The organism is Actinomadura graeca, from assembly GCF_019175365.1.
GTDB lineage: Bacteria > Actinomycetota > Actinomycetes > Streptosporangiales > Streptosporangiaceae > Spirillospora > Spirillospora graeca.
The window spans coordinates 8,890,328-8,912,211 of record NZ_CP059572.1; the positions used below are offsets into that span (position 1 = coordinate 8,890,328).

19 protein-coding genes are annotated in these 21,884 nt (G+C 74.6%); 5 read left to right on the plus strand and 14 right to left on the minus strand.

Features of this window, described 5'->3' with window-relative positions; genetic code table 11:
* Positions 1-34 precede the first annotated feature (34 nt).
* Together AGRA3207_RS39245 and AGRA3207_RS39250 are read right to left on the minus strand one after the other, a co-directional pair.
* Positions 35-784 carry a hypothetical protein gene (locus tag AGRA3207_RS39245; protein ID WP_231332420.1) on the minus strand — a complete coding sequence of 250 codons (750 nt, stop codon included), beginning with the start codon at positions 782-784 and terminating at the stop codon, positions 35-37.
* A 203-nt stretch (positions 785-987) separates the two neighbouring features.
* Positions 988-2,397 (minus strand): aldehyde dehydrogenase family protein, encoded by a 1,410-nt coding sequence (locus AGRA3207_RS39250; protein ID WP_231332421.1) that lies wholly within the window; start codon positions 2,395-2,397, stop codon positions 988-990.
* 139 nt (positions 2,398-2,536) lie between these two features.
* Between AGRA3207_RS39250 and AGRA3207_RS39255 the strand changes: the two genes are divergently transcribed.
* On the plus strand, positions 2,537-3,967 hold the full coding sequence (locus AGRA3207_RS39255; RefSeq protein WP_231332422.1) for an alpha/beta fold hydrolase: 1,431 nt from the start codon (positions 2,537-2,539) through the stop codon (positions 3,965-3,967).
* On the opposite strand, the gene AGRA3207_RS39260 is transcribed toward AGRA3207_RS39255, so the two are convergent.
* The 3 genes from AGRA3207_RS39260 to AGRA3207_RS39270 form a co-directional block, all read right to left on the minus strand.
* Complete coding sequence (locus AGRA3207_RS39260) at positions 3,957-4,589, minus strand: hypothetical protein (RefSeq protein ID WP_231336543.1); 633 nt, start codon at positions 4,587-4,589, stop codon at positions 3,957-3,959. The two genes, AGRA3207_RS39255 and AGRA3207_RS39260, sit on opposite strands and share 11 nt — an antisense overlap.
* A 3-nt stretch (positions 4,590-4,592) precedes the next feature.
* Positions 4,593-5,177 (minus strand): hypothetical protein, encoded by a 585-nt coding sequence (locus tag AGRA3207_RS39265; protein ID WP_231332423.1) that lies wholly within the window; start codon positions 5,175-5,177, stop codon positions 4,593-4,595.
* A 67-nt stretch (positions 5,178-5,244) separates the two neighbouring features.
* Positions 5,245-7,302: a DUF6077 domain-containing protein gene (locus AGRA3207_RS39270; protein ID WP_231332424.1), complete on the minus strand. Its 2,058-nt coding sequence runs from the start codon at positions 7,300-7,302 to the stop codon at positions 5,245-5,247.
* A 322-nt stretch (positions 7,303-7,624) separates the two neighbouring features.
* Here AGRA3207_RS39270 and AGRA3207_RS39275 point away from each other — a divergent pair, with 322 nt between their 5' ends.
* The gene (locus AGRA3207_RS39275; RefSeq protein WP_231332425.1) at positions 7,625-8,092 is read left to right on the plus strand and encodes a hypothetical protein; all 468 of its coding nucleotides are present in this window, start codon (positions 7,625-7,627) and stop codon (positions 8,090-8,092) included.
* A gap of 25 nt (positions 8,093-8,117) precedes the next feature.
* On the opposite strand, the gene AGRA3207_RS39280 is transcribed toward AGRA3207_RS39275, so the two are convergent.
* The 5 genes from AGRA3207_RS39280 to aceA form a co-directional block, all read right to left on the minus strand.
* A complete protein-coding gene (locus AGRA3207_RS39280) occupies positions 8,118-9,113 on the minus strand; it encodes an ABC transporter ATP-binding protein (RefSeq protein ID WP_231336528.1) in 996 nt (331 codons plus the stop codon).
* 10 nt (positions 9,114-9,123) lie between these two features.
* Positions 9,124-9,951 (minus strand): ABC transporter permease, encoded by an 828-nt coding sequence (locus tag AGRA3207_RS39285; protein ID WP_231332426.1) that lies wholly within the window; start codon positions 9,949-9,951, stop codon positions 9,124-9,126.
* Positions 9,944-10,732, minus strand: a complete 789-nt coding sequence (locus AGRA3207_RS39290; protein ID WP_231332427.1) for an ABC transporter permease — start codon at positions 10,730-10,732, stop codon at positions 9,944-9,946. The genes AGRA3207_RS39285 and AGRA3207_RS39290 overlap by 8 nt, the downstream gene beginning before the upstream one ends.
* A 92-nt stretch (positions 10,733-10,824) precedes the next feature.
* Positions 10,825-12,330: a M1 family metallopeptidase gene (locus AGRA3207_RS39295; protein ID WP_231332428.1), complete on the minus strand. Its 1,506-nt coding sequence runs from the start codon at positions 12,328-12,330 to the stop codon at positions 10,825-10,827.
* 231 nt (positions 12,331-12,561) lie between these two features.
* Positions 12,562-13,845 carry an isocitrate lyase gene (gene aceA / locus AGRA3207_RS39300; protein WP_231332429.1) on the minus strand — a complete coding sequence of 428 codons (1,284 nt, stop codon included), beginning with the start codon at positions 13,843-13,845 and terminating at the stop codon, positions 12,562-12,564.
* A gap of 149 nt (positions 13,846-13,994) precedes the next feature.
* Between aceA and AGRA3207_RS39305 the strand changes: the two genes are divergently transcribed.
* The 3 genes from AGRA3207_RS39305 to AGRA3207_RS39315 all read left to right on the plus strand — a co-directional run bounded on the left by AGRA3207_RS39305 (position 13,995) and on the right by AGRA3207_RS39315 (position 17,863).
* On the plus strand, positions 13,995-15,431 hold the full coding sequence (locus AGRA3207_RS39305; protein WP_231332430.1) for a helix-turn-helix domain-containing protein: 1,437 nt from the start codon (positions 13,995-13,997) through the stop codon (positions 15,429-15,431).
* A gap of 151 nt (positions 15,432-15,582) precedes the next feature.
* Positions 15,583-16,566, plus strand: a complete 984-nt coding sequence (locus AGRA3207_RS39310; RefSeq protein WP_231332431.1) for a glucosyl-3-phosphoglycerate synthase — start codon at positions 15,583-15,585, stop codon at positions 16,564-16,566.
* Positions 16,567-16,633: 67 nt separating this feature from the next.
* Entirely contained in the window at positions 16,634-17,863 is a 1,230-nt protein-coding gene (locus AGRA3207_RS39315; protein WP_231332432.1) for an acyl-CoA dehydrogenase family protein, read from the plus strand.
* 64 nt (positions 17,864-17,927) lie between these two features.
* Here the strand turns inward: AGRA3207_RS39315 and AGRA3207_RS39320 are convergent, their stop codons facing one another.
* Genes AGRA3207_RS39320 through AGRA3207_RS39335 form a run of 4 tightly spaced genes read right to left on the minus strand, consistent with a single transcriptional unit; the run spans position 17,928 to position 21,743 of the window.
* Positions 17,928-18,569, minus strand: coding sequence for a hypothetical protein (locus AGRA3207_RS39320; protein ID WP_231332433.1), 642 nt, complete (start codon positions 18,567-18,569; stop codon positions 17,928-17,930).
* Positions 18,570-18,573: 4 nt separating this feature from the next.
* The gene (locus AGRA3207_RS39325) at positions 18,574-19,209 is read right to left on the minus strand and encodes a SigE family RNA polymerase sigma factor (RefSeq protein ID WP_231332434.1); all 636 of its coding nucleotides are present in this window, start codon (positions 19,207-19,209) and stop codon (positions 18,574-18,576) included.
* 6 nt (positions 19,210-19,215) lie between these two features.
* Entirely contained in the window at positions 19,216-21,027 is a 1,812-nt protein-coding gene (locus AGRA3207_RS39330; protein ID WP_231332435.1) for a glycosyl transferase, read from the minus strand.
* Positions 21,024-21,743 carry a dolichyl-phosphate beta-glucosyltransferase gene (locus tag AGRA3207_RS39335; protein ID WP_231332436.1) on the minus strand — a complete coding sequence of 240 codons (720 nt, stop codon included), beginning with the start codon at positions 21,741-21,743 and terminating at the stop codon, positions 21,024-21,026. The genes AGRA3207_RS39330 and AGRA3207_RS39335 overlap by 4 nt, the downstream gene beginning before the upstream one ends.
* Between the last annotated feature and the right edge of the window lie 141 nt (positions 21,744-21,884).

The following is a 21,884-nucleotide window of genomic DNA, read 5'->3' on the forward strand; positions in this document are numbered from 1 at the left end:
GGTCCAGTACTACCATCCGGGGCCGACGGGACGGCTACTCGTACATCTGCCCGCACACGGCGATGCGCGCGAGGTCGCCCCAGGTCATCGTGGTGATGGCGCGGACGTAGGAGCGGGCGGGCGTCTCGCCGGGCCCGGCCGGGAGCGGCACCCGGGCGCCGTCGGCGGCGTCCCAGCCGCCGAGGCTGCCCGCCACGGCGCACTCCAGGTACGTCGCCGGGTCGAAGTTGAGCCAGCGGGGCGGCGTGGCGCGGCGGCCCGCGCCGTCCGGGCGCGGCGCGTCGGCGCCGAACCGCGCCTGCGGGCCCGGGGGAGCGGCGAGGAAGTCCTCCAGGTCGGCGAGCTGGGACAGCACGACCCGCTCCCAGTCGGCGTATCCCTCCGGCCCGCCGCCGGGCAGCGAGAGGTCCTTCGCCCTCCACGCCGGGTCGAACGCGGCGGGCGGGGTGGCGGACGCGGCGGTGAACATCGCGGCGACGTCGTCGGGCTCCAGCTCGGCGCGGCCGCTGAGCGGCGCGCTGACCTTCCACAGCGCGCGCAGGAAGGCCGACAGCGACCAGGACGCCGCCCTGGCCTCCTGGCCCAGGTGCAGGAAATGCAGGTACAGGTCGCGGTTGGTCCGGACGGCCGGTCCCGCCGGGCCCTCCACCCAGTAGGGCCGCCCGTGCGGCGCGTCGCCCTCCAGGACCAGGACGTGCGCCAGGGCCGAGACGCGGGAGTCGTGCGCGGTGACGCGGGACGTGGTGCCGGCGCCGTCCTGCCGCATGACGTCCCACGTGTGCATCCGGGCCCTCCACGGGTCACGAAGCGGTCATCAAGCGCTCCTGCTCCGAAAGTGTCCCATTCCGGTGGCGGGCCGCCAGTAGCGGACATGTCACTTTCCGGCCTTGAAGTCGTGGCCCTCCGTACCCGCTGGAACGCCCGCGAACGGGGTAGGGGCCCGCCGCGCCGGGCCCGCCGCCCGCCCCCTCTGTCCCGCGTGCGCCCTCATTGCCTGGCCCGGTGGACGACCTGCATCTCCGTGAAGCCGTGCAGGCCCCACGGCCCGTTCTCGACGCCGAGGCCGCTCCACTTGAACCCGCCGAACGGCTGCCCCGGGCCGATCGCGAGGTGGGTGTTGACCCAGGCCGTCCCGCATTCCAGGCGCGCGGCGACGTCGGCCGCGCGGTCGGCGTCGGTGCCCCACACCGAGCCGGACAAGCCGAAGTGGGTGGCGTTGGCGCGCGCGACGGCCTCGTCCAGGTCGGTGTACCCGATGACGGGCAGCGCGGGGCCGAACTGCTCCTCGTCCACGATCCGCGCGCCGTCGGCGACGTCGGCGACGATCGTCGGCGCGAAGAAGTAGCCGGGGCGTCCGAGCGGCGCTCCGCCCGCCGCCACGCGGGCGCCGCCCGCCAGCGCGTCCGCCACCAGCTCGCCGACCCGCTCGAACTGGGGCCGGTTGTTGACCGGGCCGTACTGGACGCCCTCGTCCATGCCGTTGCCGACCCTGGCGGCCACCGCCTGCTCCGCGAGGGCGTCGACCACGTCGCCGTACAGGGCCGCCGGGACGTACACCCTCTTGATCGCCGAGCAGACCTGCCCGTTGTTCTGGAACGCCCCGCCGAACACCCGCGCCGCGACCGCGCCCGGGTCCACGTCGTCGAGCAGGATCGCGGGGTCGTTGCCGCCGAGCTCCAGCGTGACCCGCTTCAGGTCGGCCGCCGCCGCCGCGGCGACCCGCTTGCCGGTGGCGACGCTGCCGGTGAAGCTGATCTTGCGGGGGACCTCGTGCGCGGTCATCCAGGCGCCGAGCCGGTCCCCGCCGCTGACCACGTTCAGCACCCCCGGCGGCAGGAGGTCGCGCAGCAGCTCGCCCAGTCTCAGGGTGGACAGCGGCGTGAACGGGGACGGCTTGAGCACCACCGTGTTGCCCGCCAGCAGCGCGGGGGCGATCTTCCAGACCGCGAGCAGCAGCGGGTAGTTCCACGGGGTGATCGCCGCGACGACGCCCATCGGCCGGCGGACGACCTCGACCAGCGCGGTCTCGTCGTCCTGGATGACCTCGGAGGGCATCTCCAGCCCGGCGTGGTACTTCAGCCAGACGCCGGCGCCGGTGACCTCCATCGTGGCGTCGGAGAGCGGCTTGCCCTGCTCCAGCGTGATGATGCGGCCGAGCTCCTCCGCACGCGCGAACATGACCTCGGACGCCGTGAGCAGCGCCGCGCGCCGCGCGGCCTCGTCGCGCCGCCACGCCGGGAAGGCCGCCTGGGCGGCCCGCATCGCCGCGTCGAGCTGTTCCGCCGACGCCTCCGGCGCCCGCTCCGCCACCTGGCCCGTCGCCGGGTCGATCACGCCGAACGTGTCCCGCGCGGGCACGGCCGCGCCGTCGATGGTCATCGTGTACGTGTCGGACACCGTGGATCCTCCGCTCAGGAAGCCGTACCGGACGACGGTTCAGTATTCACTCCGGTGGCGTCCGTGACGAGCGCCGCGGCGGCTGGCCGCTTCCGGCGAGGGACGCCCGCCGCGGTCCCGCGGGAGAGATGATCTTCCTATGCGATCACGACTCGTCCCGGTGCTCGCCCTCTCCCTCGCCCTCGCCGGATCCGGCGGGGCGGCGGCGGCCGCGACACCCCACGCGCCCCCGGCCACGTCCGCGCCGGCCCTAGAGGACCCCCGCCCCTGCGCAGGGCAGCCCGGCTTCACCTGCTCGACGCTGACCGTCCCCCTCGACCACCGGAATCCGGGCCGGGGCACCCTGCGGCTCCAGGTGGCGGCGGGCGGCAACGTCACCGCGCCGAAGGGCGTGCTGCTGTTCCTGACCGGCGGGCCCGGGCAGCCCGGCGTGCCGTTCATCAGCCAGATCTCCCAGCAGCGGCTGCCCGGGCTGACCAAGAACTATCGGTTCGTCACGATCGACCAGCGGGGCACCGGCGAGTCCGGCGCGCTCGACTGCCCGCGGCTCCAGGCCGAGGTCGGCGGCACCGACATCGAGGCACCGAGCGGGGAGGCGGTCCGGGAGTGCGCCGGGATCCTCGGCGACCGGCGCCACTACTACACGACGGAGCAGACCGTCGGCGACCTCGACCTCCTGCGCCGCGCGCTCGGCGTCCGCACGATGACGCTCGACGGCGTCTCCTACGGCACCATGACCGCCGCGACGTACGCCGCGTTCCACCCGCGCAACGTGAGCAGGCTCGTCCTCGACTCGGTCCTCCCGCACGTGGACCCGCAGAAGGACGACATGCTCTACCTCACCGGCCTGCGCGCGACCGCGCGGGTGCTGCGCGACGCATGCAGCACCGCTCCGGCCTGCGGGTTCGACCCGGCGCGGGACCTGGCGTGGCTGGCCCGCCATCGCGCGGACCACGTCCGCATCTGGGACATGCTCGTCACCTACGAGTTCCTCGACCCCACCTACCGCGACCCGGACGCCGGCGGGGCCCTGCCCGCAGGGACGGGCGACGTCGTCGCGGCGTTCCACGAGGCACGGCACGGGGCCCCGGCGCGGCTCGACGCCCTCCTGCGGATGCTGGACTCCGGCGGCGGCCGCCCCGCCGACTACAGCCAGGGCCTGCACGTCGCCACCCTCTGCGGCGACGGGCACTTCCCCTGGGGCACCTCCGAGGCGCCCGCCGCCCGCCGGGAGGCGATCCTGGAGCGGACGCGCGAGCACCTGCCCGCCCGCGCCACCTGGCCCTTCACGGCCGACACCGCCGTGGGCGGCGGGTTCGTCCAGAGCTGCCTTCCGTGGCCCGTGTCACGGCACACCGCCGAACCACGGGGATGGAGGCTGCCGCCCGTGCCCGTCCTCCTGCTGAACGGCGACCGGGACCTGTCCACGCCGCTCGAATGGGCCCGCGAGGAACTGCGCCGCGCCCCGCGCGGCACGCTCGTGGTGGTGGAGGGCGCCGCCCATTCCATCCAGAACCGCGAGCGCGGCACGCGGGGACGCGAGGCCGTCTACAGGTTCCTCAACAGCTGACGATGCGGTCGAGCAGGGCCCGGTAGTCGCGCAGCGCCAGCCGCAACCGCTCGGTGTCGGACTGGTCCGTCCCGCCACCGCCCGCCCCGGGCTCCGACAGCGCCCGCCGCCTGGCGGCGAGGGCGCGGCCGACGGCGTCGGCGGCCTCGGCGGCGAGCTCGTCCGCCGCGCGGACGGACGCCGCCGGGTCGTCGACGAAGCCGGCCTGGACCGCGTGCCAGCGTTCCCGGAACCGGTCGGCCTCGGCGGACTCCAGCAGCCTCGCGGGGGTTCCGCCGGCGCCGTGCGCCTCACCGGGGCCCTCCGCGCCGCCCGGCGAACGCGGGCGCGCGCCGTTCCCCGGCCCGCCGGGTGCCGGTGTCCCGCCGCGGCGGGCGCCCGGCACGGGCAGGGGGTCGGGGGAGGTGTCCGTGGAGGTGTCGGGCTCGTCCTCCGGCGGGGAACCGGCGACATGGGTGTCACCAGCGGCCCCGCCCGCGGGGCCGGGGGCCCCGGCGGCCTTGGCGCGCTCGTCCGCGGTGGGCACCGGGCCGCCGTCCCTCCGGCCGGCGGCCTGCCGGGCGGCGGGTCCGGTGGGGGGTCCGGCGGTGGGCGCCGCGGTGTCCGGCCTCTCGCTTGCCATGGGTCAGCTCCTCCGGGTCTGCTCGCCCGTGGCGGGGGTGGCCGCCCGCTCATGCTCGGGCACCGACAGAAGGTCCTCGAACAGGGCGCGGTAGTGCACCATCGCCTGCCGCAGCTCCTCCGTGGACGCCTGCTTGGCCTTCGCGCGGACGCTGATGTCGCGCCCGAGCCGGTAGTGCTCCAGGGTCCGGCCGTGCTCCACCGACAGGTGGGCGACCTTCTCCTCGAAGCCCCGCGTGGGGTAGCCGCGCTCGCCCATCACGATCGTGACCAGTTCGTCCGCCTGCTCGACGGCGGCCTCGGGGGCGTCGACGAACCGTTCCTGGACGCGGATCCACTGCTCGCGGTACCGCTCACGCTCCTGGGGGGCGAGTTCGTGCAGGTCGAGGTCCTGGTGGCGTTCCTCGCGGGACTCCAGCTCCCGCTCGGCGGCGGCACGGCCGCCGTGGGCCTCCAGGGCCCGGTCGTACTCGGGGCCGAAGCGCCGCCTGAGCCGCCGGGTCCGCGCGGCGTTCCTGGCCAGGAACGCGGCGGCCACGAGGGCGGCGATGACGACGACGGCGATGACGACCAGTAGGACGGTCGACATTGTCTGTCCTCCAACGTGCGTCGGATCGAATGCAACGCCGATGCCCGTACAGACGCGGTCGAAACGGTCAGTTTCGTGGCGGGAAGGCGCAAACGAGCTGTCCAAGGCGGCGAGGGTCGCGGTACCCGGCGCGCGACAGCAGGCTTTGCGCGCGCCGGTCGCGGGGCAGCGCGCACGCCACCTGGACGCCGGTCCGCCGCAGCGCCCCGGCCACGCGGCGCGGCTCGGGCTTGGGCCCGTAGGGCGAGCGCACGGCGGAGCTCAGCAGCCGCCGGTCCTCGATGAACCGCGCCGGGGCCGGGAGCATCGCGAGGTAGTGCGGGTTGGGGTTCACCGCGTGCACGTCCGCCGACAGCATCGGCACCGCCCGCATGAACGGCGTCGGCATCAGCACCACGCCGCCCGGCCCGGCCGCCCGGACCACCTCGCGCGCCGTCCCGACCTGGTCGGCGGGCAGCTTCCACGACGGGCGGGACGCGACGAACGAGCCGCTCGTTTCCGACCACACCGGCATGCCGCCGGCGACCAGCGCGGCGGCGAGGGCGGCGGCGGGCGCCGCGGCCGCGGCGAGGCGCACCGGTCCGGCCCGGGGGGCGGCGGGGACCGGTGCGGCGGCGAGAAGCCCGATCAGCGCGGGCGCGGGGACGACCCACATCGTCCGCCAGAGCACCTGCCCGGCTCCCGAGACGTCCGCCGCGGCCGTGAGCACCCCGGGCAGCAGGACGATCGTCACCAGCGCCGCGACGCCCGCGCCGATGAGCGCGGGGACCCCGCGGCGGGCCGTCCACGGCGAGAGCCACAGGGCGCAGCCGGCCAGCACGCCGAGCGTCGACTGGAGCAGGACCCACTGGTAGGTGACCGGCCCGTCGTGGACGGCGCCGCGCACGGCGGTGTCGGAGTGCAGCAGCATCACCGCCGTCCCGGAGGCGATCGGGTAGGCCATCACCGCGCACGCCGCCAGGCCGGTGCGCCACCGGCCCGCGGCCAGCAGCGGCACGACCGTGGCCGCCGTGGCCAGCGGGAAGACGAACGCCGCCGACGACGTCAGCCCGACCGCGGCGATCCCCGAGACGGCGAGGAGCGCGAGGTCCCCGCGCCTGCGCCTCTCGGCCCACCGGGTCAGGTAGACGTACAGCAGCGGGATCAGCACCGACACCAGGACGGCCTTGCCCTGCCACATCCGCAGGAGGTGGAACGAGCCGAGCGACGCCCGCCCCTCGCCCGCCCACAGCAGGTAGACGGCCGCGACCGCGAAGCAGGCCGCCGCCCGGCGCGGCGCCCACGCCCGCACCAGCCGCCACAGTGACCAGACCGCGACGAAGGTCACCGCGGGCAGCACCGCGTACCACAGGAGCGAGGGCGCGGGGACGTGCAGTACCCGGGCCAGGGCCCCGACGAGCACCTCGATCGACGACACCGGCGGCTCGCCGGCGATCGGGCGGGTCTCCCCGGCGGTGAAGATCACGTCCCGGAGCGGGATGCGGCCGGACGCCGCCGTGGCCACCGACCGGGACACGAAGTAGGCGTCGTCCCCGTCGGTGTTGACGATGAACAGGGAGGCCACCGCGAACCCCGCGCCGGTGAGGAGCGCCAGCGGCGTGCCCCAGCGGACTCCGGGTCCCTCCCCGGCGCCTTCGCCGGCGCCGCCTCTCTCGGCCGTCTCTTCCAGGGCGGGCTCGCGCCGCAGCCGGATCAGCAGCCAGGCACCGGACGCGGCCACGCTGACGAGTCCCGCCGCCCAGACGCACCACCAGGGGGCGCCGGACGGGCGCAGCCCCGCGCACGCCCCGGCCACCAGGCCCGCTGCCACCGCCACGACGGGCAGGGCGCGCGGCGGGTCCCCGGTGCCGCGCACGGCGGGCTCGTCCCAGAGCGGCCCCATGGCCCACCAGCCACGCCGCCGGGCGTAGGCCAGCGCGACCGCGAGGGCCGTCACGGGCCAGAGCACCAGCAGGGCCGAGGTGGGCGGGTCCAGCGGGAGGGCGAGGTGGTAGATGAGCGTCCACAGCGCGAACAGGACGACGAGGCCGTCGGTGATCCCGTCCATGACCCGCGTCACCGTCGGCGCCGCCCTCGCCCGCCCGCCGCCGGATGTGCCGATGGCCCGTTCCATCAACTCGATCACTGGTCCCCCGTGTGCGCGTGCGTGCCGCCGGCCCTGTCCCCCTCATGTCTGCCGAAAGGGCCGGGCATGGTCACACAGGCGCGCCGCCGATGTTCATTGATCTTGAAAGGTTCGACGTCCGGTGCGGCGCGGGAGTTTACGATCTCGGCGAAGTGACGGCGCTCCCAGGACGGGCCTACCCTCAAGATCACTCTTCGATACCACCTCTTCACGATTTACTGCGGCGTTTCCGGATCGCGTGTTCTGATGGGGTCGGTACTGACGGCCCGGTGGGGCGCGACCACGCGCCCGGCCGGGCGCGTCCGATGGGATGTGATGCGCGGTGCGCCACGCGTTCGGATTCGTCCTCGGCGTCCTGCTGACACCCGCGCTCGTCTACGGCGCGGCCTGGGGCTACGTCCAGGCCGGGCAGTCCTTCGACGGGACCGGCCAGGAGATCACCGACCGCACCCGGATCTACGGGGCCTTCGCGCTGCTGGCCGCCGTGGGCCTGGTGACGGGCGTGGTCATCGTCGCGCGGTGGGCGTCGCCGCTGGTCTCCCTCGTCCCCGCCCTCGCGCTGATCGGCGCGTCGGCGTACTTCCTCGCCGACCCCGCCCGCGTCCTGGACCTGCCCGGGAGGGTGCCGCCCGCGGGGGACCTGGACGCCGGCCTGCGCATGCTGCTCGGCTCCGGCGTCTACGCGATGATGGGCTTCGCCCTGCTCATGCCCGCCTGGGCGCCGGGCCGCTGGCGTCCCGGACGCGAGGGCGACCCCGCCGCGGCGGAGTACCACGCCGTCGAACGCTGACGGCGCGTCCGCGGCCCGCGCCCGCCTAGGGCGCCACCGGCCCCGAGAACGAGTACGCGTGGTCCCCCCGGTAGAGCCCGGCGAGCACCTCCTCGATCCCGGCCTCCCGCAGCGCGATGTCGCGGACCTCGTGCCGCCGCGCCACCGCCGCGACGACCTCCGCGGCGTTCGACGAGCGCGGCAGCCGCAGCCACTGCCGCGGCCCCTCCACCCGCTCGGCCTCGATCCGCCCGCACCCGGAGGCGTCCAGGACGATCGCCGGGCCGGGCCGGGCGAGCTCGACGACCAGCACCCGGTCGGCGTCCACGGTCCGGCGCAGCTGGTCCAGCCCGCCGTCGTAGGCCAGCCGGCCGTGATCGATGATCATGACGCGGCGGCAGAGCCGCTCGATGTCGCCGAGGTCGTGCGTGGTCAGCAGGATCGTGGTGCCGCGCTCGGCGTTGATACGTTCCAGGAAATCGCGCACGGTGGCCTTGCTCACCACGTCCAGCCCGATCGTCGGCTCGTCCAGGACGAGCAGCTCCGGATCGTGCAGCAGCGCCGCCGCCAGGTCCCCGCGCATCCGCTGGCCCAGGCTGAGCTGCCGGACCGGCGTGTCCAGGAACGGCTCCAGCTCCAGCAGCGCGGTGAGCTCGGCGAGCCGCGTCCGGTGCAGGGCCCCCTCCACCCGGTAGAGCCGCCGGACGAGGGACAGGCTGTCGCGCAGCGGCAGGTCCCACCAGAGCGTCGTGCGCTGGCCGAACACGACGCCGAGCCGGCGCGCGAGCGAGGTGCGCCGCCGCGACGGGTCCAGCCCGCACACCCGCAGCGTCCCCGACGACGCGGTGAGGATGCCGGTCAGCATCTTGATCGTCGTGGACTTGCCCGCGCCGTTCGGGCCGAGGTAGCCGACGAACTCGCCGGGCTCCACCGCGAACGACACCCCGTCCACCGCGCGGAGCGTCGTCCGGGCCCGCCGCCGCAGGCCCCCGGTCCGCGTCCGGACGGTGAACGACTTGACGACGTCCTCGACCTCGATCATCGGCACGGCCTCAGCTCCCTGTCGATCGGTAGTGCCGCAGCCCGGCCCGCCAGGCGGCCGCCGCCACCGCGCACACGGCCACGGCGACCGCGGGGGAGGCGAAGCGCGCCGCCTCCGGCAGCCCGAGCGGGTCGGGCCGGTCCAGGACGTACAGCGCGGGCTGCCAGTTGACGAACGCCAGCGGCACGACGAACGTCACCCCCCGCACGAAGTCGCGGGCGAACATGGTCATCGGGTACTGGGTCAGGAACCCGCCCCCGTAGGTGAGCGACTTCGTCGCGCCGTGGCTGTCGACGAGCACGAACTGCACCGCCGCCCCGAGCACCCACAGCCCCGCGAAGATCGCCGTCCCGGACAGCACCATCAGCGGGACGAGCGCCACCCGGCCCGGCGTCCACCGCACCTCCATCCGCTCCAGCGCGAGGACGAGGACCAGGACCGCGGGGACGACCTTGCCGAAGCGCCGCGGCGAGAACTCCTCGCTGGCGACCTGGATCAGCGGGCTCACGGGCCGCACCAGCATGGCGTCCAGCGTCCCCTCCCGCACATGGTGGCCGAGCCGCTCGGTGGTGCCGAGCAGGATGTCGGACAGGGCGAACGACAGCGCGGACGTGCCGTACAGGAACAGCACCTCGTACGCGTCGAACCCGGCGATGCGCGGGGCGCGCGTGAACAGCAGCCCGATCGCGGCCGCGTCGAGGCCGCTGACGACGGCCGTGGCGAGGGCGAGCAGGACCATCGACACCGGATACTGCGCGGCGGCGCGGATCCACGTCCACGTGAGCAGCCCGTAGCACCGCAGTGCGCCCGCCGCGGCGGCCCCCGCCGCCTCAGCCACCGTGGATCACCAGCCTCCGGCGCGCCGCGCGGGTCAGCAGGTGCCCCGCGGCGAGCAGCGCCGCCGCCCACGCCGCCTGGAACGCCAGCGCCCCGGCCAGGTCCGCCCCCGCGTACCGGCCGAGGAACACGTCCGCGGGCACCTGGAGCTGCGCGGCCCACGGCAGCGCCCGCGACACCTCCCCGAGCCGCCCGGGGAAGACGACCAGCGGCAGGATCATCCCGGAGAAGAACAGCGACATCACCAGCATGACGGCGTTGAGGCCGCGGTCGTCGTGCAGCCAGAACATCCCGAGCGCCACCAGGTAGCGCATCCCGAAGCTCACCAGGGTGGCGAGCAGCACCGCCGCCGCGAACGCCCCGAGCCCGGACGGGCCGGGCCAGTGGAACGGGAACGCCAGCGCCCCCGCCACCAGCGGCGGCCCGCCGCGCAGCACCAGCGACCCCGTCGTGCGCCCGAGGTCGTCGGCCAGCCACCAGCCCTGCAACCCGACCGGGCGGTGCAGGTCGATCGCGACGTCACCGGTGCGGATCCGCTGCGCGAGGTCCATCCCGCCGAAGATCTGGATCGGCCCGATCAGGGCCTGCGTCACGAAACAGTAGGTGACGGCGTCGGTCGCGTCGTACCCCCCGAGCGAGGGACGCTCGTGCCAGAGTGCCAAAAGGACATAGGCCCGCATGAACCCGAAGGCGGTGTTGGTCAGTGCCTCGGCGAGCGAGCCGACCGGGTACGCGGTGTGCCGGCGGAACCCGTAATACCAGACCCACGGAAGAACCCCCACTTGCCGAGACCCTAGATCCAGCGGCACGCGGGGACCATGTAATTTCGCACAGACCGCCGTGCCCGGACGGCGGTCTGTGCTAACGGGGACGGTCAGCCCTGGGGAAGGGCGGGCTTGGTCGGCGAGTAGATCCACTCCTTGAAGAACGTGGTCAGGTCCTGGCCGGAGACCTTCTCGGCCAGCGCGGTGAACTGCTCGGTGGTGGCGTTGCCGTGGCGGTGCTGGGCGACCCACGTCCGCAGGAGCGTGAAGAACTTCTCGTCACCGATCTTCTCCCGGAGCAGCTGAAGGGCGATGCCGCCGCCGCTGTAGACACGCTGGTTGAACATCGTGTCGCGCTGCGGGTCGGCCGTGACGATCGACCAGAACGGCCGTCCCGCCGGGTCGGGGAACGGACGGGCGTTGTAGGTGGCGCGGGCGGCGTCGTGGACGGTGGTGCCGCCGTGCGTCTCGGTCCAATACCACGCCGCCCAGGTGGCGAAGCTCTCGTTCAGCCAGATGTCCTTCCAGCGCTGCGGGGAGACGCTGTCGCCGAACCACTGGTGCGCCAGCTCGTGCGCGATGGTCCCGGTGTTGCGCACGGCCGAGTACACCGGCTTGCCCTGGGTCTCCAGGGAGAAGCCGAGCGGCTCGCCGTTGAAGCGCGCGTCGTCGGCGATGGCGCCGGTGGTGCTGAACGGGTACGGGCCGAAGGTCTTGGCCCACAGGTCCGTGGCCTCGCTGGTGGTGCCGTAGAAGAAGTTCACCGCGTCCGGCTGGCCGGCGACCAGCGCGGGGTCGACGGCGGTGTAGTTGCGCAGCCCGCCGGGCGTGCGGCCCTCCCTGACCTCCCACTTGCCGATGTCGATCGTGGTGAGGTAGCTCGCCATCGGGCTGTCCTCACGCCATTTGAAGACGCTGGCGCTGGTCGCCGCGCGGCGGCGGCTGAAGGAGGCGAGGGTGTTCTGCGTGTCGGTCAGCAGTCCGTTCGCGACCGCGCGCAGCCCCTTCGGCACCGCGATGGTGTAGTCGTAGGTGGCCTTGTCGGCCGGGTGGTCGCTGACCGGGAACCAGGTGGAGGCGCCGTTGGGCTCCCCGCCGACGAACGCGCCGTCGGGCGTGTGCAGGAACCCGTACGGGGAGCCGAACACGATCGGCGAACCGACGATCGTCTGCGGCACGCCGCCGTAGGTGATGGCCGCCGTGAAGGTCCTGCCCTTCCGCAGCCCCTTGCGCGGCGTGATGATCAGCTCCTGGCCGCGCCGCTTGTAGGCGGCGTCCTTGCCGTCGACCTTGACGCGCTCGACGTCCATGCCGGACAGGTCGAGGTCGAAGCTCGACAGGTTCTGCGTGGCCTTCGCGGTGAGGGTCACGGTGCCGTCGAGCTGGTCGTAGTCGGGGTCGTACCGCAGGTCCAGCGAGTAGTGCCGGGCGTCGTACCCGCCGTTGCCCTCCAGCGGGAAGTAGGCGTCACCGACGCCCGGGGCACCCGGGGTGTAGCGGACGTCGGCGGTGGCGGCCGGCGCGAGCGCGACGACGCTCACGGCGGCGACGGCGAGCGGCAGCATTCGCCCGGGGGTCGCCCGGGGTCCTGAGAACCGGGGGTGGCGCAGCGCCATCGGAGGATCCTCTCCCTTGAATGATCACTAGCGCGCCTAATTTGCCTGGGTTGTAGTGAAATGTCGAGGGGGAAGCCGAAAGTGGCCGCAGGTGGGAACGAAGCAGAAGGCCCCCGCGGGTGTAGGGACGCGGGGGCCTTCGACTCGGGGGCGGGTCGTCGCCGCGGGACGGCCGCGGCCGGACCGGCCGGTGTGATCGGCGCCGTGATCTGCGCCTTGATCAGGATCGGGTCAGTGGAACTGGCCCTCCTCGGTGGAGCCCCTCAGCGCCGTCGTGGACGAGTCGGGGGCGATCGCGGTGCTCACCAGGTCGAAGTAGCCGGTACCGGCCTCGCGCTGGTGCTTGACCGCGGTGAACCCCTTCTCGGCCGCCGCGAACTCGCGCTCCTGCAGCTCGACGTAGGCGGTCATGCCCTCGCGGGCGTAGCCGTGGGCCAGGTCGAACATGCCGTAGTTGAGCGCGTGGAAGCCCGCCAGGGTGATGAACTGGAACTTGAAGCCCATGTGGCCGAGCTCACGCTGGAACTTGGCGATGGTCGCGTCGTCCAGGTGCGCCTTCCAGTTGAAGGACGGCGAGCAGTTGTAGGCGAGCATCTGGTCGGGGTACTCGGCCTTGACCGCCTCCGCGAACCTGCGGGCCTGCTCCAGGTCCGGGGTGCCCGTCTCCATCCAGATCAGGTCGGAGTAGGGCGCGTACGCCTTGGCGCGGGCGATGCAGGGCTCGATGCCGTTGCGGACGCGGAAGAAGCCCTCGGCGGTGCGCTCGCCGGTCAGGAACTCGCGGTCGCGCTCGTCCACGTCCGTCGTGATCAGTGTCGCGGCCTCGGCGTCGGTCCGCGCGATGATCAGGGACGGGACGCCCGAGACGTCCGCGGCGAGGCGGGCGGTGTTCAGCGTCTTGATGTGCTGCGAGGTCGGGATCAGCACCTTGCCGCCGAGGTGGCCGCACTTCTTCTCCGAGGCGAGCTGGTCCTCCCAGTGCACGCCCGCGGCACCGGCGGCGATCATGCCCTTCATCAGCTCGAAGGCGTTCAGCACGCCGCCGAAGCCCGCCTCGGCGTCGGCCACGATGGGCGCGAGGAAGTGCGTGCCGCCCTCGCCCTCGGCCCACTGGACCTGGTCGGCGCGCAGCAGCGCGTTGTTGATGCGCCGCACCACCGCCGGGACCGAGTTCGCCGGGTAGATGCTCTGGTCGGGGTAGGTCTGGCCCGCGAGGTTGGCGTCGGCCGCGACCTGCCAGCCGGACAGGTAGATGGCCTTGAGCCCGGCCTTCACCTGCTGGACGGCCTGGAGCCCGGTCAGCGCGCCGAGCGAGTGGACGTAGTCCTCCTCGTGCAGCAGCGTCCACAGGCGCTCCGCGCCGAGGCGCGCGAGCGTGTGCTCCTCCTGGACCGAGCCGCGGATCCGCACGACGTCCTCGGCCGTGAAGGTCCGCTCGACGTCCTTCCACCGGGCATCGGTGTCCCACTGACGCTGCAGCTCATCGGCTGCGCCCTTGAGGCGACTGTCGCTCATCTTCCTGCCCTTCCGTGTCGTCCCCTGGGTGCTTGCGTCGACTATGCCCCGGTCCCGGTTGCCGGAAAGAGCCAGCGGGCACAGAAGAATCGCGAAAATTCCGCTATCATCAAGCGGTGACGACCTTGCGGCCAGAAGAACCCCTCAACTTGACGAGTGACGTAGATCTCGTCACCTTCGGGCAGCGGCTTCGCCATCTGCGGCGCGGCCGCGGCATGACGCTGGCGGACCTCGGCGAGCGCGTCGGCCGCGCCCCGTCCCAGCTGTCCCTGCTGGAGAACGGGCGGCGCGAGCCCAAGCTGTCGCTGCTCCAGGCGCTCGCCGCGGCGCTGGAGTGCCCGGTGGAGGAACTGCTGCGCCGCCAGCCGCCGAGCCGCCGCGCGCAGCTGGAGATCGCGCTGGAGGAGGCGCAGCGCGACCCGCTGTACCGCACGCTCGGGCTGTCGCACCTCAAGGTCGGCAAGCGGATGCCGAACGAGGTGATCGAGCACATCCTCGCCCTGTACGGGGAGCTGAGGCGCAGCCGCACCAAGCCCACCGCGAGCCCGGAGGAGGCGCGCAAGGCCAACGCCGAGCTGCGCCGCCAGATGCACGAGCGCGGCAACTACTTCGCCGGAATCGAGCAGGTCGCGGCGCAGACGCTCGACGCGGTCGGCTACCGGCGCGGCGCGGTGTCGCAGGGGCTGCTGATGACCCTGGTCGGCCACTTCGGCTTCAGCCTCCAGTACGTCCAGGACCTGCCGCGCTCGGTCCGGTCCGTCACCGACCTGCGCAACCGGCGGATCTACCTGGAGCGCGAGCAGCTCGGCATGCACACGCCCCGGACGATCCTGCTGCAGACCCTCGGCCACATCGCGCTCGACCACGACCAGCCCCGCGACTTCGCCGACTTCCTGCGCCAGCGCGTGGAGGCGAACTACTTCGGCGCCGCGATCCTGATGCCCGAGCGCAGCGTCGTCCCGTTCCTCCAGGAGGCCAAGGCCGCGCGGGAGCTGTCGGTGGAGGACCTGGCCGACGTCTTCTCCGTCTCCTACGAGATGGCCGCGCATCGCTTCACCAACGTCGCGACCCACCACCTCGACCTCCAGCTGCACTTCACCAAGAACGACGAGAACGGCACGATCTACAAGGCGTACGCCAACGACGGGCTGGCCTTCCCGCAGGACGAGGACGGCGCGATCGAGGGGCAGCGGATGTGCCGCGCGTGGGCCGGGCGGCACGTGTTCACCGCCGAGGACCGCTTCTCGGTCTACCACCAGTACACCGACACCCCCAACGGCACGTACTGGTGCCTCTCGCACGTCGATCCCAGCCATGAGCGCGACTTCGCGATCACGCTCGGCGTCCGGTTCGAGGACTCGCGCTGGTTCCGCGGCCGGGAGACGACCCGGCGCGTCAGATCGGCCTGCCCCGACGGCGACTGCTGCCAGCGCCCGCCCAAGGCGCTGTCCGACCGGTGGGAGGGGATGGCCTGGCCGTCCGCGCGCGCCCACTCGCACGTGCTGTCCGTCCTGCCGCCCGGGGCGTTCCCCGGTGTGGACGACGCCGACGTCTACGAGTTCCTGGACAGGCATGCCGCCGAATGACCGGCGCGTTGTGCCGTTGTTAACTCTTCGGGACGGTCGATCCCCGCTCGCGCCGAGCGTGAATGATCTGAGGTGATCCGGTGTTCCCCCAAGAGGGGCCACCGGGGCCGATGCCCCGCCCGCCGGACGGTCCGCACGGAAAGGAGAGCGCGTGCTGCCTGAGGTCGCTTCGTGGTTGCGCCGCCGTACGAGCACGGCGGGCGACTGGCCGCCGCACGCCCTGCTGGCCGCGAAGGGGGCCGCGAGGATCAGCGTCGTGCTCCCCGCGCGCGACGAGGAGGCGACGGTGGGCGCCATCGTGGCGGCCATCCGCGCCGACCTGGTCGAGCGGATCCCGCTGGTGGACGAGATCGTCGTGGTCGACTCCCGCTCCACCGACCGGACCGCCGCCGTGGCCGCGGCGGCGGGGGCCGGGGTGGTCGCCCAGGACGCCGTCCTGCCCGGGCACGGGCGGATGTCGGGCAAGGGCGAGGCGCTGTGGAAGTCGCTGGCCGCGACGTCCGGCGACCTGCTGGTGTTCGTGGACGCCGACCTGCGCGGCTTCACCTCCTCCTACGTCACGGGCCTGCTCGGGCCGCTGCTCGCCGACCCCTCCGTCGGCTACGTGAAGGGGTGCTACGACCGGCCCCTCGTCGAGGGCGGCCGGCCCGTCGAGGGCGGTGGCGGCCGGGTCACCGAGCTGGTCGCCCGCCCCCTGATCAACCTGCACTGGCCGCTGCTCGCCGGCGTGATGCAGCCGCTCGGCGGGGAGTACGCCGGGCGCCGCGCGCTGCTGGAGCGGCTGCCGTTCGTGACCGGCTACGGCGTGGAGCTCGGCCTGCTCCTGGACGTCTTCCAGGACTCCGGCCTCGACGCGATCGCCCAGGTCGACCTCGGCCGCCGCGTCCACGCGCACCAGTCCACCGAGGCGCTCGGGGAGATGTCCGGCCAGATCATGCTGACGGCCTGGTCCAGGCTGGAGCGGCACGGCCGGATGGTCCCGCTCGGGGCCCCCTCCACCGCGCTCACCCAGTTCCGCCGCGCGCCCGGCGGGCACGACACGCGCACCAGCGACGTCGGGGTGGGGGAGCGTCCGCCGATGATCGAGGTGCCCGCGTACGCCGCCGCGCGGTCGTTCACGCCCGGACGCGGCTGACCCCCGCCCGCGTCCTGCGCGGTGCTACCGTTGGCAACAGCCGTATTGGAAAGAGGGTCAATAAGTCATGACGAGCGCGGAGTCGGCGCCGTTCTCGCTGGAGCCCAGCGAGGACGTCCGCCAGGTCCGGGAGTGGGTCCACGAGTTCGCCCGGGACGTCGTCCGCCCCGCGGCGCAGGAGTGGGACGAGCGCGAGGAGACCCCCTGGCCGCTGATCCAGGAGGCGTCCAAGATCGGGCTCTACTCGCTCGACTTCTTCGCCGCCCAGTGGCTGGAGCCGTCCGGCCTCGGCATCCCCGTCGCCTTCGAGGAACTGTTCTGGGGCGACGCCGGCATCGCCCTGTCGATCGTGGGCACCGGCCTCGCCGCCGCGTCTGTGGCCTCGGTCGGCACGCCCGAGCAGGTCGGCGAGTGGGTGCCGCAGATGTTCGGGTCCCCCGGCGACGTCAGGCTCGGCGCGTTCTGCGCCTCCGAGCCCGACGCGGGCAGCGACGTGGGCGCGATCCGGGCCCGCGCGGTCTTCGACGAGGCCAAGGACGAGTGGGTGCTGAACGGCACCAAGACCTGGGCGACCAACGGCGGCATCGCCGACGTGCACGTGGTGGTGGCCTCCGTCCACCCCGACCTCGGCAGCCGCGGCCAGGCCGGCTTCATCGTCCCGCCGGGCACCCCCGGGCTGAGGCAGGGGCAGAAGTTCAGGAAGCACGGGATCCGCGCCTCGCACACCGCCGAGGTGGTCCTGGAGGACGTGCGGGTCCCGTCCCGCCTGATCGTCGGCGGGAAGGACAGGTTCGACGAGCGCGTCGCGCGGGCCCGCGAGGGCAGGAGCTCCAAGGGCCAGGCCGCGCTGAAGACGTTCGAGGCCACGCGCCCGGCCGTCGGCGCGATGGCCCTGGGCGTCGGCCGCGCCGCCTACGAGTACGCCCTGGGGTACGCGCGGGAGCGCGAGCAGTTCGGCAGGAAGATCGGCGACTTCCAGGCCGTGGCGTTCAAGCTGGCCGACATGAGGTGCCGGCTGGACGCGGCGCGGCTCATGGTGTGGCGGGCGGCGTGGATGGCGCGCACCGGCAGGGACTTCGGCAGCGCCGAGGGGTCGATGGCCAAGCTGATGGCCAGCGAGATGGCGGTGCGCGTCACCGAGGAGGCCGTCCAGATCCTCGGCGGCAACGGCTACACCCGGGACTACCCGGTGGAGCGGATGCACCGCGACGCGCGGATCTTCACGATCTTCGAGGGGACCAGCGAGATCCAGCGGCTGGTCATCGGCCGCACCGTCACGGGCCTGCCCGTCCGGTAGCCGGCGATGACGGACGGCCCGGGCGGCGGCGCGGGACGGCGGCGTGACCCCGGCCGATCCTGTTCTACGGGCCTGCCTGGGCGTCCACCGGCAGCACGCTCTGGGCCACCCGCTGCGCCCGCGTCTCGTCGGCGCCCGCGCCCCGCAGGGAGACGAAGCCCCACGCCCCGGGGCTCCACTCCCACGCCAGCTCCACGGCGCCGGGCCGCAGCACCGGCGTCGCGAGCACGTACGCGCGGTGCCCGTGCACGTCCGGGGCGGGCCGTCCCGCCGGGGACCGGCCGCCGCTGCCGGGCGGCAGGCCCCCGGCCGGGTACATCTCCACGACCCCGTCCGCGCGAAGGGTCCCGCCGGGGTGCTCCACCCGCAGCGTGATCCGCTGGACGTCGCGTCCGGGCCGGTAGGACTCCGGCGCGAACCCGCCCGCCGACCCCACGGTGAAGGCGTGCCGCCGCGTGTCGAAGTGCCCCGCCGGCGCGGCGGGCCGGGGCTCCGGCGCCCGGCCCGGGCGTCCCGCCAGCACCGCCGCCACGACGATCAGGACCACGGCGACCGCCGTGGACGCCGTCGCCGCGACGCGGCGGGCCCGCGCCCGGCGCCGGCCCGACCGGACGGCGCGTTCCAGGCCGGCCGCCCCGGAACCGGGGGCCTCGAAGTCGCGCAGCGCGCCGAGGAGCCGCGCGGCGTCGCGTTCCAGCTCGTCCACCGTGCTACTCCTCTCCCCGCCGGCCGGGCCCGGGCGGTTCCGCCGCGACGGCCGCGGCCCGCCCGCCCATCAGCGCGCGCAGCCGCGCCAGACCGTGCGCGGTCTGGCTCTTCACGGTGCCCTCCGAGCATCCGAGGATCTCCGCGACCTCGGCGACCGGCAGGTCGCACAGGAACCTCAGGACGAGCACCGCGCGCTGGCGGCGCGGCACGCGGGCCAGCGCGGCGCGCACCTCCTCGCGCGTCTCCACGTCGGGGTCCGGCGCGCTCGCCAGGCCCGGCGTGTCGGCCGGGGCGCCGGTCAGCCGGACCCGCGCCCAGGCGAGCCGCCGCTCACTGAGGAACGACCGCACCAGGATCGCCCGGACGTACCGGTCGACGTCGTCGGCGGCGCGGGCGCGCCGCCAGTGCACGTACAGCCGGGTGAGCGCCGCCTGGACGACGTCGTCCGCGCGGTGCGGGTCGCGGCACAGCAGGTGCGCGATGCGCCGCAGGCCGGGCAGCGCGCCGGTCACGTACTCCACGTACTCGCGCTCGTCCGACGCCGGCACCGCCGTCCCCCTCGCCGTCCCCCTCGCCGTCCTCGCCATGTCCGGTGTGACGGCCGCGGAGGGCCGCAGGATCGCGCTCTCGGCGTCCATCACCGGTCACCCGCCCCCGGCGGCCGGGCGCCGGACGTCCCACACCCAGACGCCGCCGACGCGGCGCCCCTCGCCCAGCAGCTCCCGCAGGACCTCGTGGAGCACCTGCTCCCTGCCGTTCGGGCCGAGCACGACCGCGTCGGCCCTCCAGTACGCGAGGTCGGCGCGGGCGGCGGCCCGGTCGGCGTCCGTGACCACCGGCGGGGTGCCGGCGTCGCGCGCCTTGGCCAGCAGGTCGGACGTGGGGCGCCGGGCCGCGCCGTAACCGCCCTCCCGCCGCGGCCCGAACGGGCCGATGAAGTAGCCCTCCGGCACGGGGAAGCCGAGCCCCGCCTCGACCTGCCAGTGCAGCGGCGTCGCGTCCGGGACGTCGGGCAGCGGCGCGGGCACCAGCGTCCGGCCGGGGCGGACGTACCGGCGCCACGTCCCGCCGGTGAAGAAGGCCGGGACCGGGGGGCGGTCCTCGGCGGCGAGCGGCTTGGGCACGACCGGGACCAGCGCCTGCGCCAGCACGACGCAGCACAGCAGCCGGACGCGGGCCGCCTGCGGGGTCCCGGGGGGCGCCGTGGCGAGGAACCGGTCGACGCCGAGGGCCAGGAGCATCCCGGCCGCCGGCACGCACACCAGCGTGAACCGCGACTCGATCACCGACTCGTACAGCGGGAGCCCCGACACGAGCCGCCACGGGCCGGGGACGCCGGTCGGGCGCCCGGCCACCGTCACCTCGGTCCCGAGCGACAGCAGCACGGCCGCGCCGATCACCACGCCCAGCGCCCGGACGAGCGGGTCCCGCCGCAGCCACACCACCAGCGCGGCGGCCAGCACCGCGAGCGGCCAGCCGAAGAACGCGTTCTGCTCGGTGGGGCTCGCGTCCAGCGGCCCGGGGACGGCCTGGTGCCCGGCCAGCGACTGGCGCGCGAACGCGGTGAGCTCCGTCAGGTCGTTGCCGGACGGATGGTGCACGAGGCCGTCGTAGCTCTGCGCGCCGAAGAACTGCCAGACCAGCGCGTACGCCGTGAGGGGCAGGAAGACGGCGGCGGCGACGCCGAGCCCCGCGGCGAGCCGTCCCGCCGCCGCCCGCGCCGCCGCCGGGCGGAACGCCGCGTACGCCGCCGCGAACACCGCGAGCCCGGTCGCGGTGAGCAGCAGCACCTCCTCGCCCAGGTAGATCTGGTACGCGGCGAGCAGGCCGAGGACGGCGCCGTCGCGGGCCGTCCGCCGCCCGCGCGCCAGCCGGACCAGCCGCCCGATGATGAACGGGATCACGGCCAGCACCACGAAGTTGGGGTGGGCGTTGGCGTGCGAGATCAGCGGCGGCGCGAAGCCGCAGAAGGCCCCGCCCACCGCGGCCGCGGCCCGTGACGCCCCCAGGTGCCGGTGCAGCAGCCGGTACCAGGCCGCGGCGCTCCCGCCCAGCCCCAGCGTCAGCACCAGCGCCCACGTGACCGGCGGGCCGAACGCCAGCGTCACCGGCGTCAGCGGCACCGACACCCCGAGCATGACGGTGTTGGCCATCAGGTTCACGCCACCGGGGAAGTTCTGCAGCGTCGTGAAGAACGGGTCGTCCAGGCGGGTGACGGCGCGCGCCGTGACCGCGAAGAACCACTCCCACTGCGTCTGATCCTGGCCGCCGTCGACCAGGTAGCGGCGGCCGGGCGCCGCCCACAGCCGCCCGAGGACGGCGAACGCGGCCAGCAGGTAGCCGGCGGTGATCGCCAGATCGGTCTCCCGCCCGCTCAGCCGCCGGTACCGGGGCGGCGCTCCGTCCGCGCCGTCCGCGCCGTCCGCGCGGGGCGGTGCCTGCGCCCCGGCCGTCATGCCGCCGCCCGGCCGTGCCGCAGCCGGACGAGGACGACCTCGCCGAGCGCCTTCGCGTAGTCCACGGGACGGATCTTGGACCCTGGGCGGTGCGTCCAGCGAACCGGGACCTCCGCGACCGGCCACCCGCGCCGCGCGAATAGGCAGAGGATCTCCACGTCGAAGCCCCAGCCGTCCACCCGGGCCACCGCGAACGCGGCGCGGGCCCGGCGGCCGTCGAACAGCTTGAAGCCGCACTGGGTGTCGTCGATCCCGCGCACCGCCAGCGCCCGGATCAGCAGCCGGCCGAGGCACGCGGGCGCCAGCCGCAGCGGGTGGCGGCGGGCCCGCCGCCGGGAGCCGACGGCCGCCGCGAACCCCGGCGCGAGCCCTGCGCGCAGCCGGGCCAGCTCCTCCACGGGGGTGGCGAGGTCGGCGTCGGTCACCAGCACCAGCCGCCCGCGGGAGGCCAGCACGCCCGTCCGCACGGCGTGGCCCTTGCCGCGGTTGGCGGGCGTGCGCAGCAGCCGGACCCGGGGGTCGCGCCGGGCGGCGGCCCGGACCGGCCGCGCGGTGCCGTCGGTCGAGCCGTCGTCGACGACGATCAGCTCCCAGCGGCCCGCGCCCCCGTCCAGGTGCGCCCGGACCTCGTCGAGCGTCCGCGGCAGCCGCGCGCGCTCGTTGTAGGCGGGGATCACGACCGTCAGCTCGACGGGGTCGGAGATCGAGGCGTTCACACCAGGGGGACCTCTCCGGGGCCGCCCGCGGTTGTATGACATGGGTCACAGGACGGGCCGCCGCCCGGCGCCGCCGGGCGGCCCTGACGCCCGGCGGCGCGTCCCCGGGCGGTGACCCGCCGGGGTCACCGCGCTGGGGTC